Consider the following 14,118-nt stretch of genomic DNA (forward strand, 5'->3'; position numbering starts at 1 on the left):
CGCCGGCGATCAAATTTCAACAGCTAAAGGAAGTCACCCCTCTTTCAACGTGTTGGAAAATGTCATGTTGGTGGTCTGCAATGACCCCTCTGTCACGAAGATTCCCAGGTGGTCACCGGGTCTTTTGTACATCCTGGAATTCAAAGCCACGCCATTTACATATAGGGTGGCAATGGTGTCGTCAACTACGAGCTGCAGGTGATACTTCTGCCCTGCAACCAATTCAAGCGGCCGCTCCAACCCTATGTTCATATTGGCGAACCAGGGATAGTTCGGGTTGTTTTCAAAGAGGAACCTGTTCTCGCCAACCTTGAATATGAACTGGTAGGACTCACCGGTGTCTTCGTTTTCATTCAGCCGCAGCCCAAATGAACGAGTTCCTGGAGAGAAAGTCAGGTCCGCCTCGAACGAATACAGATCACCGCTGTCTTGGACAACGGTCTTCTCTGTTCGTCCAGCCGAAGCATCTAAGTTGAGGTCTGTGATCCTGTGACGGTGATCGAAAGCACTCCAGAGGGTGTCAACCGGCCGCACGCCAAGTGAGCCATCCTCACGCTGATAGATCTGATGAGGAACGAAAGTCCCGCCCCATTCATAATTGGACCTGTCATCTTCGTTTTCCTTGGTGCCGACCCAACCGAACATTATCCGCTTGCCGTTCAGTTCAAAGGTGCGGCCGGCATAGTAGGCGCTGCCATCAAATGCATCGTCGGTAGGAGCAGTCCAAGGTCCCTCGAGCGAGTGGGCCATTCTGTAGACCATTCCATGCTTGTCACTGTATTCAGTGACGATGTGATACCACCAATCGCCCATTTTGAAAAGATCAGGCATTTCATGCATGGTGTAAAGGTTGGGCGCCCAGAAATCACCTTCAAAACTCCAGTGCTTCAGGTCCTTTGACGAGAATGCCACGGTTCGTCCCGACTGTACGGTTTTAGGACCCTGCTTACGTGCGCCAAGGATCAATAGATAGCGATCATGCTCATCGTCGCGGATAACCCAGGGATCCCGCCAATCATCAGGATCGTATCCTTCCTGGGGGGAGAAGGTCAGGGCATCATGAGTCTTCGTCCAATGATAAAGGTCATGACTCACTGCATGCATGAGGACCTGCGCCGGCTTTCCCTGCGCAGAGTAATCCCTGTTATAGGCGGTGTAGAAGGCATGATAAGCGCCTTCACCCTCACAGACACTTCCAGCATATATAAACTGATCCTGATCTGCGTCTCCGCCTCGCGGAATGGCAACGCCACAATCCCGATAATGAACGAAGTCCTTTGTCGTCGCCAAGTCCCACCCAAACGGCTTACCGAATGGTTCAGGGTCCCGATTATCGCGCTGATGGAAGAGGAAGAACTCATCCCCTTTGCCGAAGGGCATGCAGTCTCCGAACCAGGTGCCCGGGAATTGATAATACAGCTTGGTCATCGCAACCTTTCCGTCGAGGATCGCATATGTCGGATCCTCAGCTACATCATTGTTTAAGCGATTAAGCACTTATTATATTAGCCTAAAGTCAAAAGTCAAACAAGGTCATAAACCAGGGGATATCGATTTCACAGGGAGAGCTTCATAGGGCAACACAGATACCCCGTATCCCAGTGATCCATAAATTAAGAAGCCGCGAGGATACGTATGGAGTCACGGGGCACTGAAGGGCAGGCCACCCTGATGGGTGAATAGGGTCCGTGCTCACCAGCAGCATCAGCACTGCCACCCTCACCCTTCTCGCCGACATCCTCGCGCTGCAGCAGCGTGCGAATTCCAAGCACCCCGAGTTCATACTGCGGCAGACCAACTGTGGAGAGCGCCGGATGGAGATGGGCGGAAATCAATTTCTGATTGTCGAATCCCACCACCGAAATATCGTCTGGCACATGCATTCCTCGTTCACGAAGCGCATCGAACAGGCCCATGGCAGTGCGGTCGTTATGGCAGAATACCGCCGTGGCGCCAGTCTGCATGACCTGAGACATAATGCCATACCCGCCTTCCTGATCCACCGTGCACGTCATCACCATGTCTGGGTCGTACTGCAATCCTGCTGCAGCCAGGGCCTCCTGGTACCCTTCCAACCTGCCCTGCGAGGCTGGCGACTGCTCGGTGGCATTGACGAAAGCTATACGCTTATGACCTGCATTCGTCAGCATTTCCGTAGCTGTGCGGCCTCCCTGAACTTCATCCGGCACCACTGCCGGGAAACGACCCAGACGGTCAAAACAGTTCACAAGGATGGAATTCACCCGAGCCAAGTCCTCCGGAGGGCGAACCTCGTGGTGAACCCAAGACGAATACACAATTCCTTCTACTTGCCGTTCCAGCATGAAAGCGCAGGCTCTGCGCTCAATATCGGGATCTCCATGCGTATCGACAATCAGCAGGATCTTCCCGTTGCGCCAAGCTTCATCCTGAGCCCCCTGGATGACCTGTCCGGCAAAAGGAGAAGTAGCCACCCCATCGCTAATAAACCCGATCAGATCGGATCGTCCTCTGGCAAGGCTTCGGGCCATGGCATTCTGCCTGTATCCCAGATCCGCAGCAACTTTGCGGACCTTCCTCATGGTGGACTCGGGAATCCTGACGTTCTTATTGTTATTGATTGCCCAGGACGCCGTGGCAATCGAAACACCTGCGGCTCGAGCGACATCCTGAAGTGTAACCATGGATCCTCATTGTAATATTGCGAGCCAACCTCAGTCAGCGCTCTTCTTCTGACCTGCTTCAACGGCAGCGGACCGTGACATCGGGGCATTCGCAACAAAATGTTTAAAGGCACCATTAAGCAGGGGCGTGTGCACCATGATCAAAGTCCCATAGCCGAGAAGGAGCAACAAGAAGAGCCCTTGCGGCATGTAGAACCACGATAGGACCAGCAGAACAAGATATGCGGCGTCAAAAAGCACCATGATCAAAGTTCTCCCAAGATTGGCCAAGGCAAATACCCATGCATTAAGCAAGGTTCGACCAACAGTGTTTTCAAAACGGGACTGCAAGGCCCATACCCATTCGAACCCCAGCACCCACAAAATACTGAAGGCAAACTTGACGATCAACAAGGGCGTGATTTGGAGAACTACCCAAGCGTAGATCAACAGCAGCAGCAATGGCCCGAAAAGGAGCCAGATCATGGTTGCCTTGATGAAGTTTGAACGGAAGGCACGGAAATAGTTCGATGTCACATGCCCTCGCCCTTCAAGGCTTCTTCTGGCGGCGTCATGGCCGGCGGTTAGAGCGGCTCCGATGGATATCAGGGGGATTGACGTGACCAGCATGAGGATGTTGATCCATATGGCATCAATAAGATCGGCGAGACCTCTCATGAAGCCTGAATCAGGAGAAAGAAAACTCAACGGGACCCCCAAGCCAAGAAAGGGCAGGAAACCGGCAACGACACTCGTTCCATATCGTGATACCGGTTCCCATGATAACCCACTGCTAACTGGCGTAGATTAGTTTATCCTTTGACGGCGCCGGCGAGGACGCCTTTGATGATGTATTTCTGGCAGATCAGGTAGAAGACGATGATGGGGATGATGGCCAGGACCAGGCAGCCCATCATCGCGCCCATGTCCACCGAGCCGTACCCGCCCTTCAGGTACTGGATGGCGATGCTCATCGTCTTGAACCGGCGCATGTCCAGGGTCAGGTAGGGCAGCAGGAAGTCGTTCCAGATCCACATGGCCTCCAGGATCGCCACCGACACGATCGAGGGACGCATGATCGGCACCACGATCCCGAAGAAGGTGCGCGGGATGCTGGCCCCGTCGATCATGGCCGACTCCTCCAGCTCCTGGGGGATGCCCTTGACCACGCCCGTGAAGATGAACACCGCCAGGCCGGCACCGAACCCCAGATACACCACGCACAGCCCCCACGGCGTGTTCAGGCCCAGCATGTCCGCAAGCTTGGAAAGCGTGAACATGACCATCTGGAACGGCACGATCATGTTGAACAGGAACAGCAGGTACAGGAACTTGGCCACCCGCGTGTTGACCCTGACGATCCACCAGGCGCACATGGACGTGCACACCAGGATCAGCAGGACCGAGCCCACGGTCACCAACACCGTCCAGCCGAAGCTGGCCAGCAGATTGGTCCGCTCCACACCCCTGCGGTAGTTCTCCAGGCCCACGAACGTCCTGCCCGTGGGAAGCGAGAACGCGTTGCGCGAGATATACGCCTTGTTCTTGAACGAGTTCACGACCACCAGCACGATCGGGAACACCCACAACAAGGACACCAGAGCAAAGAACAGGGTCCACAGGCCCGAATGCCTCACCTTGCCGCTCATGCCGACACCTCCCTGCTGGTCGTCAGCCTGTTCTGCACCACCGCGATCACCGCCACGATCACGAAGAACACCACCGCCTTCGCCTGGCCCACGCCCTCGAAGCCCGTGCGCCCGTAGAACGTCCGGTAAATGTTCAGCGCCAGCAGCTCGGACATGTTCGACGGCGCCCCGTTGGTCAACGCCAGATTCTGATCGAACATCTTGAACCCGTTGGTCATCGTCAAAAACGTGCACACCGTGATCGAAGGCATCATCAACGGCAACGTGATCCGGAACAGGATCTGACGGCCGCTGGCCCCGTCAACCGAAGCAGCCTCCACCACATCCCCAGGCAACGCCTGCAGGCCGGCAATGTAAATGATCATCATATAGCCGATCTGCTGCCAGCAATACAACAGCACCATCCCCCAGAAGCCATACACCCCCGAATACGTGATCGAACGACCCCAATGGGCCAGCACCCCGTTGAGCAGCAGCAGCCAGATATACCCCAGGATGATCCCGCCGATCAGATTCGGCATGAAAAACACCGAACGGAACACATTCGCCCCACGGATCGCCTTGGTCAGCATATACGCCACCGCGAAACCACACACATTGATAACCAGCGTCGTCACCACCGTGAACGCCACCGTATACCACATCGCATGCCAGAACTCCCCATCCGACAACGCCGCAGCATAATTGCCCAACCCCACAAACCGGGCATCCACCACCGTCGTGAACCGGCAAAAACTCAAATACACGCCCATCACAAACGGCGCCACAAAACCAACCACAAACGCCAACAACGTAGGCAACACAAACAACCCCCACCACCTACGAATCGACCGACCAACCATCGAAATCATCGTTCCTGCTTTCTCATTCGGTACGACACATCCATTGATTCACACATACGCTTGCTCCTTTGCAAATTGATGGCTCCCTGCAACAGCCAAAGACGACATATACGGGACTGACAGTATTTCAATCAAGCGCGCTATCATCAGATATCTGAGCACTGCAACGGCATCCAATTGCAGGAGCTGGTCTTGGCTCAGCATTGACGAGGAGTTACCCATGGAATCCACAATCCAGGACGTGGCCAAACAAGCAAATGTCTCCGTTTCCACCGTCTCTCGATCATTCACTCGGCCGGAACTGGTCTCCGAGCGCACGCGTTCCAGGGTACTGTCAACTGCACGAAAATTGAACTTTTCGATTTCCCGTTCCGCGACCGCGCTCAAATCAGGCCAGTCCCTACGGGTGGCTGTGCTCATCAACGACCACTTGAGCACCTGGTTCAACTCGACCATCATGGAAGGGTTCAACGCCGTCTTTTCTCGCAATGGGTATGACATCTCCATCTGCCAGATCACCAGTGGCCATGCACGAAGAGAATTCTTTGAAGCATTACCAGTGAAGCGCAACGTCGATGCCGTCATCGTCACTTCCTTCGACATTGAAGCCTCAGAGGTTTCTCGTCTTGCCAGCATCAACGTGCCGATCCTCAGTCTCAACGTTACGGAGGAGAAGGGTTTCATGGCCTCGGTCCGCATTGACGATTTCAATGGTGGCATGCTGTCGGCCAATCATCTGATAGCTCTAGGTCACACTCATATTGCATATGTACGATCAACTCCTGTTGCTTCGCTTCGTTTCAGCGTTCAAGCCAGATTGGAAGGGTTCCTGAGCGCCTGCAGAGCTGCCAACATCAAACCAACGGTCCTGGCAGCCCCGGCAACCGAAAACCCCACCAGTGCTGTGCTGACACAGCTGGAAAGCCTGAAAACCAGACCCACCGCAATAGCGGGTCAGGAAGATTCGTTGGCCATACCACTCATCTTCCAGCTGCAACGGTTCGGCATCGCCGTTCCCTCAGACATGTCCGTCATAGGATATGACGACAGCAAATTCGCAGAGGACATCGGCCTGACCACCATTCGACAGAAGCCTTATGAAATGGCTGTTTCGCTTGCCAAGAAGACCCTGCAGCTTATCGAGGGAAAGAAGCCGGAGAATCCGCATGAGCTGATCCCTCCCACATTGATTCTCCGGTCGTCCACCGCTCCGCTCCAGCGCTGAGACCATTCCTTAACGACGAATCAGTGCTTGTTGGCCTGATACTCCCTCGCCCAATTGTCTACGAAGGCCTTCTGGACACCATCCCAGCCGGCGGTGCCCTGGGCATATTCAAGCATGGCGCTTCCGAGATCATCCTTCCAACGCTCCGAAGGCGCAACCGTGAAGCTCCAGCCCACACGCTCATGCTTGGAATCAGAGTCTTTCTGCATAGCGGCGACCAGAGGGTTATCGGTCTTCACCTTGTTGAAAGTCTTAAATGGGGTGGTGAAACCCATATCCTTGGCTATGGCATTCTTGCCCTGTTCTGAAGTAATCATCCAGTCAAGAAACTTCTCGGTAGCCTTGATGTTCTTGGCATCGGCTTTCTTATTCAAGCACCAGTACTGCGCAGAACCGGTCGCCAATCCCTGCTCATGCTCGTTGGGCAAACCCATGTAGATGGGTATCATACCGACCTTGTCGGCATCCATCCCAGCGTTCTGCAGATCAGTCCAGGCCCAAGTGCCGTTTTGATAGAATGCAGCGTCCCCCAAGGCAAATTCAGAGTTCGCATCATCATTCGTCTTGCTGCTGAGCTGCGTACGCGGAGTGGTCGAATCCGTTAGATACAGGTCAAAAATGTCCTTGAACTGAGGCAGGTAGGTGCCTTTGATGCTGGCCGGCTCCTGCGTGATTCCATCATCTTTGAATTCTCTATCAAGCGCCATGTTGGCCAGGTGAGTGTCATACCGCCAGATGGAGCTCGAGTCAAAACCGGCTGAAGTAAATGCTCCTTTGATACCCAGTTCGTCCTTGTGCTTCTGCATCCCATCAGCAACAGCCTTGAGCTTGTCGAACGAGTTGATATCTTTGACGGATTTGACCGCTGCGCCGCTGGTCTTGGTGTACTTGTCCAGGATGTCCTTGTTATAAATCAAGCCATAGCTTTCTATAACGAAAGGCACACCTACGGGCTTGCCGGTTTCCGCAGATTTCAAGGCGAGGGTCTGATCCTTCATCTGCTTATAGATTGCCGTGTCAGTCAGATCAGCCGTGTAATCCTTCCAAGTCTCCATGTCCACCGGCCCAGAGAGCTGAAAGAGCGTAGGGGGTTCAGACTTGGCAAATTCGGATTTCAGTGACTGCTGGTAAGTTCCTGAAGCAGCGGTTTCCACCGTGACCGGGACACCTGTCTGCTTGGTATACTCATCGGCAATCTTCTTCCAGCTGTCCGAAACCTCTGGCTTGGAATTGAGGAAATACACCTTTCCCTGATCGCTTTTGGCGGCAGTTCCGGAAGCCCCGCACCCGGCAACGGCTCCAAGAGTCACAACTGCAGCAACCGCCGCAGTTATGGTCGCCTTGACCGTATTATTCATCTTTGAACCTTTCCTCTAGATCGCGAGGTGTCCCGCAATCACTTACGCGGCGGCACAGATCAAGCAAAGCTTCATCAACCGCCTGTACTCATAATTTCCCACTTTTCCGATCGAATTGCAAACGCTAGCATTTTATATCGTCTCTCAATTAGGCTCATTAATTGCCCTTAATGATTCATTTCCATTATTTTGCAAGAAAAAATGTGTTCTCTTATACAAACGTTTGCATAATATCTAGAAGAACTCTCTAGATCGGTACGTTATCTTGACGGGGGACTCGCCCAGTCATCATCGACTGCACAAACGGCACGTCATTATGCAGATCCGATACAGTCAGGATCCGCGAAACATGCCCACGAGCTATGACAAGGCCACTCTTTCCTCAAATCGATAACGTAATATCATCTCTTTGAGGCTTGGAAACATTGCCCTCGCAATTACTGTTACTGAGATACACGCTTCTGTACGCCATTCTCAGCGCGCAAAAACTGGTCAATGCTTTTGATGCCTCCGCCTGCCGAGCCAGCCAGGCGGAGCGCACCGTCGTCAAGATGGCACAAAGCCAAAGCCAGGTAGACCAAATACTCAGCATTGAGTCCTTTCCCACGGCTATAGCCTGCCAGGAGTCAGGAGTATGGCATGGCAGTATTTCTTACGTTCGTACCGGGGAAAAGAGCCACGTTGGGGCGCAGGCAGCAAGTCGCGACTAAGACAAACTAATATTCATCCCAATCACACATTCCACTGTCTGAGCACACGCTTGCCCTGGTAGATGCCAAGAACACCGTAATGCGCCGTATTCATCCTGAACAGCTGGGCCTTATGGGGGTCCAAGTCAAGCCACTGCGTCGTCAGGATGCGCAGGATGTGGGCGTGCGCCACCAGGAGCACATGCCGCCCCGAACACACCAGGGGCTCGAGCCATTCGGCGATCCCACGCGCACGGGCAGCTACCTGATCCAGACTTTCGCCCTGAGTCACATGTACGGAAACGGGACTGCCCGAAGGCAGATCGACCACCCGGTCGCCACTCAGCTCATCGATGCCCAAAGCATGCGGACCGTCGATCCACAGTTTCCACTCACGGCCAAGGCTGGCCACCACATCCTGAGGACGGTGCCCCTCGGCCGGACCGTAATCCCACTCCAAGATCTCATCCATCGGCGCCGGATCAGGGAAACCGGCCAGCTCGGCTGTCTGCCTGGCTCGTTGCAGGGGGCTGGAAAAAATGCAGTCAGGGTCAAACCCATTGGGGAAGGCCTTAGCCAGCCTTTGACCCGCCTCTTTGGCCTGTTCGCGCCCTTGGTCAGTCAGGGGGATATCAGTGCGCCCCGTATATTGTCCGGTTTCGCTCCAAACTGTCTGACCATGCCGCAGCAGCACAGCGTAGCCTTCGCTCTCGGCCGAGGCATCATTGCCCGACGTATTCTTCGCAATGTCCATGGATAGCAGTTTAACCCACGGTCCGGTCACGCCCCAGACCCCCAGGCGTGTGGGATAATGGACACATGACGGACTCAGGACGGGAACCTGGCGGGATGGCCGACCAAGTGGTCGGCATGCTTCATCAGGTGGATGGCAAGGTGAATGACATGCGCAACTCGATTGAATCGGACCCGGAATCGCTGACAGACAAGCTGGTCAAGTTTGCGCTTCCCAGCATCGCCGCACTGCTGGCTGGCAAGCTCTTCCAAGCCTTCTGGGGCGGACTGGTCCGCAAACGCAACGGAGGCGTGGACAGCCCTGAAGAGGATCAGGAGAGCGCTACCGCCGGCCTCCTCTTTGGCGTTCTGTCGGCCGCCGTCACCGCTCTGGTCTCTGGTCTGTCCGAGCGTGGTTCCCAGGCTCTGATCGACCGTCGTCACCAGCGCTGAAAGCAAGGGACGCTGACTGATAACCAGGCTGGTCCTGATAACGCTGATTGCGTGATTTTGACGACAAGGTCTTGCATTGGCAGGCGTTGACGGCCAGAATGTCAAAATGACCTTATCAAATTCACAGAAAACTCCGGCCGCGAATCCGGCCGACAACCCCACCATACGGACCTTGCTTGAACGACGCTCCATCCGTGGATTCACCGACGAACCGATCGACGACCAGACCATCGCCCTGCTTGAGCAGGCGGCTCAGCATGCAGCGACCAGCCGGTACTTCCATGAATGGTCGGCCATCAGGGTCACTGACCATGATGAGGCGCTTGCCATCGCAGATATGGCCCATCAGCGCTATGTTGCCGAAGCCCCGTTGCTCTACATCTTCCTGGCCGACCAGCGCCGCAATGCCGATCTGGTCCGGCGATTCGCCGATGATCTGGATCCGGACACCACCCTGCTCAACACCGGTTATGTCTTCCTGCAGTCGCAGAACGATGCGGTCCTGGCCCTGCACGCCATGGAGACCGCAGCCAACGCCCTGGGCCTGGGCGGAGTCATTCTGGGCAGCGTCATCAATGATACGAACAGACTGATCGATCTGCTGAAGTTGCCCAAGCTGGTCTACCCGGTGCTGGGTCTTGCCATCGGCCATCCGGCCCAGGATCCGGATCCCAAGCCCAGGATGCCTCGTCAGGCGCAAATCTTTACCAACACCTATCAGCGGGCCGACGATGATGCAGACATGAAGGATGCCTTGGCTGACTTCGATCAGACGGTCACCCGCTATTATCGCGACATCCGGCACCTGGACGACCCCCACCGCTCGTTCAGCGCCATGATAGCTGACAAGGTTCGCAATCCCGCCTCCGGCCATGAACCCATGCTGGATTCGATTCACCGACAGGGCTTCGACCCAGCCTGCTAGGCAACGAAATCCCTGCTGGCCAGACAACTGCAGGGCTCACCTGATATGTTCACCAGCCTAGTTCACCGGCCTTAGGTGAACAGACAAAGCCCAATCGGCCCCTAACAGCGAGATCAGCGGAATCCGATCTTGCTGTTAGGGGCCGGCAGAGTCAATCAGCATCAACTCGGCAATGACTGCCTCACCTGCGACGAGGCTTGTACCCACGTTTGCGGCTATGCGGTTTCAAAGTTCGCGAGCCCATCCTCGTGCGCTGGTAGGAGCCCGGCTCATGGCTGGTCAGATGCCAGCTCCCGCAGTAATCGCAACGGTAGACCCACAGAAGAACGTTGCGTTCGACCATGCTGCGGTCGGCGGCCTGCTGGGCCTTGGCCCGATCGTGATACATGATCTTGGACGTAGCAGCGCAACGTCGTGGGGTGAAATAATGCATGACAGCGTACGACTACCTCGAAACCGATCTGACTTTCCTTCTGCGCACTTATCACTCATAGCGCCCAACGCCCGGCCAGACAAGCCCTGTCAGATGACGCAAGCCGATGATGCAAGATCAAACTGGCAGGGCGCAATCGTTCATAACCCGAAGCAATTAAAGCCGGGTGGACGTGAGCGACCCTAGAGCACAGATCAGGGCAGGTCGTGACCGGCGCTCAGGTAGAGGTCGTACCATTCCTGGGCGGTCAGATCCACATCCGCGCCAGCGGCCATCTGCGTGATGCGCCCGGGGTTCATAGATCCCAAAAGCACCTGTATGCCGGCGGGATGCCGCAGAATCCAGGCCACAGCAATAGCGCTTTTGGCTACCCCATGCTGCTTGGCCAGTTTGTCCAACTCTGCATTGAGTTCGGGATAGCGGGGATTGTCCAGGAAGACCCCGTCGAAGTATCCGGTCTGGAAGGGGCTCCAGGCCTGAATGGTCATGGACTTCAGCCGCGAATAGGCCAGAAGACCGCCATCATGATCCAGGCTGGGATCGTCGCCCATATTGACGTGGATCTCCTGGTCGACCATGCCGGTGTGCCCCAGGCCGAACTGCAGCTGGTTGACCTCCAGCCGCTGGCTTACCGCGCTCTGCAGCAGCTCCACCTGCATGGGGTTGACGTTGCTGACGCCGAAGTGCCGAACCTTTCCACTGGTCTGCAATTCATTGAAGGCCTCGGCCAGATCGTCCAAGTCGACCAGGGTGTCGGGACGATGCAGCAGCACGAAGTCGACATGGTCGGTCTGCAGGTTGACCAGCTCCTCATCCAGGGCCTTCAGCAGGTGATCCTTGGAGAAGTCGTAGCGGGTGATCTGGTCGCTGTCCGGGTTGCGGAAGATGCCGAACTTGGTCTGGATGCCCACGCTGTCCCGGTCTACGCTCAGATCCTTCAGAGCCTGCCCCAGAGCCCGGCTGCTGGCCCCGGCATGGTAGCAGTCTGCAGTGTCGAAGAAGTCAACGCCCGCATTCATGGCCGTCTCCACAATGGTCCGCGCTTCCTCGCGGCTCTTCTGATCGATCCGCATGACCCCCAGGGCCACACGGGAGGCCCGGAATCCGGACTGTCCTAAGTTCATGTATCGCACAATGTCCTCCTCGCAATTAACGTCTTGGTTCGAGTCTACCCGTTCCAGCCGCCTTCCAGCCTTATGCGGTTACTCAAGCAGGTTGCGACGCAGGGCCTCTACCTGGTCTGGCCCGAACCCTAGGGCCTGCCGCGCATAGGTAAAGACGTCCCCATAGGCCTCGATCATGGTCTGTTGGGCATGAGCCAGGTATTCTTTCTTGACGCAGAGCGCAATCTCTAGCGCGTCCAACGAATCCTGGTCGAAGCCCTTGGCGCGGAATTGGTCCAGCAGCTGATTGTTGGCCGCGACCCTCTCTTGGTTGGTCTTCAGATAGTCCGCGAATATCTGGTCGTCGTCCACCTCCAGCAGCCAGAGCACCAGGGCCGCAGCGAACCCGGTCCTGTCCTTGCCGGCAAAGCAATGGAAGAGCGTAGCCCCCTGTGTGTTGCCCACGACGATGCGCAGGAACTTCCCATACCCCTGCTGGGCCGCAGGATTCATGACCAGGTCATGGTAGACATTCAACATGTGGCCGTTGACCTGATCAGCCAAACCCAGCGAGGCGAAATCGTCCAAGCTGGCGCCGCCGGTGCCGCTTTGCTCCAACAGATCGATGTTGGTGAAGGTCACGCCACCGATCCTGTCGTCCGGACTTTCCTGTCTCTCAAATGGCCGGCGTAAGTCCACGACCTGCGTCACCCGGTAGCGGTCGACCAGTTCCCTCTTCGTATCTTCGTCCAGACCCACCAGCTGTCCTGATCGGATGAACTTATAGGGACGAACCCGGCGGCCGTGGATGGTCCGAATGCCTCCCAGATCGCGAAAATTGGTGATGTTCATTGACGACCTCCTTCGTTGCGCCCAGTCCCCACGCCAACCCCACCTTCATAAAGTCACTGGGACGCAATGCGCCAGCGCGCGATCAACAGCATAAAGGCAACAAGCAATGCAGCCAAGGTACCATTCCTGTTGCTCTGCAGACACGCCATAGTCTGTAGGCGGGCGTTGCTCTTGAGGAATTGGCGGGTTCTGTTACTGGTTTGCGGTCAGGGCCTTGCTGATGGGCGTGCTGCCGCCGATGATGTTGTAGATCCTGCCTATGGTCTGCTCCAGGTCGACGCAGTCGGCCAAGCATTGTGCCACATCGGCGATCGGTATGGGACCGGGCCCGTCTGGCTCGACCTGGATAGTTCCTGTGCCTTCCTGCTCTGTCAGGCTGCCTGGCTCGATAATGGTGTAGTCCAGCCCGGAGCTGATCAGGTATTGGTCGGCCATGTTCTTGGTCACGTAATAGTCAGCGAGGGCATCGATAGCAGGTTTGACCTGGGGCTGCTCCCAGCGCAGCCAATCGGCTGCATACATGGCTCCCAGCATGACATACCTCGTGATGCCGACCGCTTTAGCGGCCTCTATGGTCTTCATGGCTCCCAGGGCGTCAATCTGGTTGATGTCCTTGCCACGCGATCCTGCGGTGAAGACGACAGCATCCGCATGCGACTTGCGGAATGCGTCGGTTACCTGGGAGAGCGGGTCATGCAGATCCAAGGTCACGGGCTCCACCCGCCGGCTGGCGGGAATCTTCGAGGCCCCTCTTGCGCAGGCGACCACTTCGTGGCCGGCTTTGACCAGGTCCTCGCAGGTCAATGCACCTACTCTGCCCGTGGCCCCTACAAGAATGATTCTTTTGCCCATACTCATCCGCTTTCTTCGTATCTGTATTCATGTGCCTGATTCGGCTGCTTTTCATTCTAGATGTCCTGGACCAGAAACAACAGGCGGCAAAGTGGGCGACGGTTTTGACATCAGTGCTCTCTAGGTTCAAATCGCAGACTGCGCAAGTGAAAGGCGGCCTTTGGTATTCACCTCAACTGTGTTTGATTGTTTCCCTCACGGCTTTGTGCAGGAATACAGGAACAGCAAAGCATCGGTCTGAAGTGAATATAAAAAAGGAGGCATCCTCAGGAATGTTCTCCTGAGGATGCCTCCCATATTCAAATGTAATGGCGGCGGTGTGCTACTCTCCCACACTCTTCCGGGTGCAGTACCATTGCCGTG

At 55.7% G+C, this 14,118-nt stretch carries 14 protein-coding genes; 3 read left to right on the forward strand and 11 right to left on the reverse strand.

Annotated elements, in window-relative coordinates; translation table 11 throughout:
• Positions 1 to 33 precede the first annotated feature (33 nt).
• The 5 genes from QRX40_RS06870 to QRX40_RS06890 all read right to left on the reverse strand — a co-directional run bounded on the left by QRX40_RS06870 (position 34) and on the right by QRX40_RS06890 (position 5,142).
• Positions 34 to 1,428, reverse strand: a complete 1,395-nt coding sequence (locus QRX40_RS06870) for a glycoside hydrolase family 32 protein (RefSeq protein WP_313837245.1) — start codon at positions 1,426 to 1,428, stop codon at positions 34 to 36.
• A gap of 185 nt (positions 1,429 to 1,613) precedes the next feature.
• The gene (locus tag QRX40_RS06875) at positions 1,614 to 2,663 is read right to left on the reverse strand and encodes a LacI family DNA-binding transcriptional regulator (RefSeq protein ID WP_313837247.1); all 1,050 of its coding nucleotides are present in this window, start codon (positions 2,661 to 2,663) and stop codon (positions 1,614 to 1,616) included.
• Between the two features lie 30 nt (positions 2,664 to 2,693).
• Entirely contained in the window at positions 2,694 to 3,350 is a 657-nt protein-coding gene (locus QRX40_RS06880; RefSeq protein WP_313837248.1) for a DUF624 domain-containing protein, read from the reverse strand.
• Between the two features lie 104 nt (positions 3,351 to 3,454).
• Positions 3,455 to 4,291 (reverse strand): carbohydrate ABC transporter permease, encoded by an 837-nt coding sequence (locus QRX40_RS06885; RefSeq protein ID WP_101433117.1) that lies wholly within the window; start codon positions 4,289 to 4,291, stop codon positions 3,455 to 3,457.
• Entirely contained in the window at positions 4,288 to 5,142 is an 855-nt protein-coding gene (locus QRX40_RS06890; RefSeq protein WP_313837249.1) for a sugar ABC transporter permease, read from the reverse strand. Before QRX40_RS06890 ends, QRX40_RS06885 begins: the two co-directional genes overlap by 4 nt.
• Positions 5,143 to 5,353: 211 nt before the next feature.
• On the opposite strand from QRX40_RS06890, the gene QRX40_RS06895 reads away from it, so the two are divergent.
• A complete protein-coding gene (locus QRX40_RS06895) occupies positions 5,354 to 6,358 on the forward strand; it encodes a LacI family DNA-binding transcriptional regulator (RefSeq protein ID WP_313837250.1) in 1,005 nt (334 codons plus the stop codon).
• Positions 6,359 to 6,378: 20 nt separating this feature from the next.
• Here the strand turns inward: QRX40_RS06895 and QRX40_RS06900 are convergent, their stop codons facing one another.
• Together QRX40_RS06900 and QRX40_RS06905 are read right to left on the reverse strand one after the other, a co-directional pair.
• Positions 6,379 to 7,716, reverse strand: a complete 1,338-nt coding sequence (locus tag QRX40_RS06900; RefSeq protein WP_313837251.1) for an ABC transporter substrate-binding protein — start codon at positions 7,714 to 7,716, stop codon at positions 6,379 to 6,381.
• 732 nt (positions 7,717 to 8,448) lie between these two features.
• The gene (locus QRX40_RS06905) at positions 8,449 to 9,159 is read right to left on the reverse strand and encodes a histidine phosphatase family protein (protein ID WP_313837253.1); all 711 of its coding nucleotides are present in this window, start codon (positions 9,157 to 9,159) and stop codon (positions 8,449 to 8,451) included.
• 65 nt (positions 9,160 to 9,224) lie between these two features.
• On the opposite strand from QRX40_RS06905, the gene QRX40_RS06910 reads away from it, so the two are divergent.
• Both QRX40_RS06910 and QRX40_RS06915 read left to right on the forward strand, forming a co-directional pair.
• Positions 9,225 to 9,590, forward strand: coding sequence for a DUF4235 domain-containing protein (locus QRX40_RS06910; RefSeq protein ID WP_313837254.1), 366 nt, complete (start codon positions 9,225 to 9,227; stop codon positions 9,588 to 9,590).
• A 106-nt stretch (positions 9,591 to 9,696) separates the two neighbouring features.
• The gene (locus tag QRX40_RS06915; RefSeq protein WP_313837255.1) at positions 9,697 to 10,515 is read left to right on the forward strand and encodes a nitroreductase family protein; all 819 of its coding nucleotides are present in this window, start codon (positions 9,697 to 9,699) and stop codon (positions 10,513 to 10,515) included.
• A 181-nt stretch (positions 10,516 to 10,696) separates the two neighbouring features.
• On the opposite strand, the gene QRX40_RS06920 is transcribed toward QRX40_RS06915, so the two are convergent.
• From QRX40_RS06920 to QRX40_RS06935, 4 genes are all read right to left on the reverse strand, one after another.
• Positions 10,697 to 10,948, reverse strand: a complete 252-nt coding sequence (locus QRX40_RS06920; protein ID WP_313837257.1) for a hypothetical protein — start codon at positions 10,946 to 10,948, stop codon at positions 10,697 to 10,699.
• Positions 10,949 to 11,142: 194 nt separating this feature from the next.
• Entirely contained in the window at positions 11,143 to 12,081 is a 939-nt protein-coding gene (locus tag QRX40_RS06925) for an aldo/keto reductase family oxidoreductase (RefSeq protein ID WP_045923846.1), read from the reverse strand.
• A gap of 69 nt (positions 12,082 to 12,150) precedes the next feature.
• Positions 12,151 to 12,903, reverse strand: a complete 753-nt coding sequence (locus tag QRX40_RS06930; protein WP_313837260.1) for a tyrosine-protein phosphatase — start codon at positions 12,901 to 12,903, stop codon at positions 12,151 to 12,153.
• Between the two features lie 192 nt (positions 12,904 to 13,095).
• Positions 13,096 to 13,761 (reverse strand): SDR family oxidoreductase, encoded by a 666-nt coding sequence (locus tag QRX40_RS06935; protein ID WP_313837262.1) that lies wholly within the window; start codon positions 13,759 to 13,761, stop codon positions 13,096 to 13,098.
• Positions 13,762 to 14,118 lie beyond the last annotated feature (357 nt).

The organism is Bifidobacterium sp. H6bp9 (assembly GCF_032193695.1).
Taxonomy (GTDB): Bacteria; Actinomycetota; Actinomycetes; order Actinomycetales; family Bifidobacteriaceae; genus Bombiscardovia; species Bombiscardovia kimbladii.

Excerpts from the sequence above, each read along its gene's own strand:
- QRX40_RS06870 (WP_313837245.1), bottom strand. The coding sequence starts at position 1,428 with ATGACCAAGCTGTATTATCAATTCCCGGGCACCTGGTTCGGAGACTGC.
- QRX40_RS06875 (WP_313837247.1), bottom strand. The coding sequence starts at position 2,663 with ATGGTTACACTTCAGGATGTCGCTCGAGCCGCAGGTGTTTCGATTGCC.
- QRX40_RS06885 (WP_101433117.1), bottom strand. The coding sequence starts at position 4,291 with ATGAGCGGCAAGGTGAGGCATTCGGGCCTGTGGACCCTGTTCTTTGCT.
- QRX40_RS06890 (WP_313837249.1), bottom strand. The coding sequence starts at position 5,142 with ATGATTTCGATGGTTGGTCGGTCGATTCGTAGGTGGTGGGGGTTGTTT.
- QRX40_RS06895 (WP_313837250.1), top strand. The coding sequence starts at position 5,354 with ATGGAATCCACAATCCAGGACGTGGCCAAACAAGCAAATGTCTCCGTT.
- QRX40_RS06900 (WP_313837251.1), bottom strand. The coding sequence starts at position 7,716 with ATGAATAATACGGTCAAGGCGACCATAACTGCGGCGGTTGCTGCAGTT.
- QRX40_RS06905 (WP_313837253.1), bottom strand. The coding sequence starts at position 9,159 with ATGGACATTGCGAAGAATACGTCGGGCAATGATGCCTCGGCCGAGAGC.
- QRX40_RS06910 (WP_313837254.1), top strand. The coding sequence starts at position 9,225 with ATGACGGACTCAGGACGGGAACCTGGCGGGATGGCCGACCAAGTGGTC.
- QRX40_RS06915 (WP_313837255.1), top strand. The coding sequence starts at position 9,697 with ATGACCTTATCAAATTCACAGAAAACTCCGGCCGCGAATCCGGCCGAC.
- QRX40_RS06920 (WP_313837257.1), bottom strand. The coding sequence starts at position 10,948 with ATGCATTATTTCACCCCACGACGTTGCGCTGCTACGTCCAAGATCATG.
- QRX40_RS06930 (WP_313837260.1), bottom strand. The coding sequence starts at position 12,903 with ATGAACATCACCAATTTTCGCGATCTGGGAGGCATTCGGACCATCCAC.
- QRX40_RS06935 (WP_313837262.1), bottom strand. The coding sequence starts at position 13,761 with ATGAGTATGGGCAAAAGAATCATTCTTGTAGGGGCCACGGGCAGAGTA.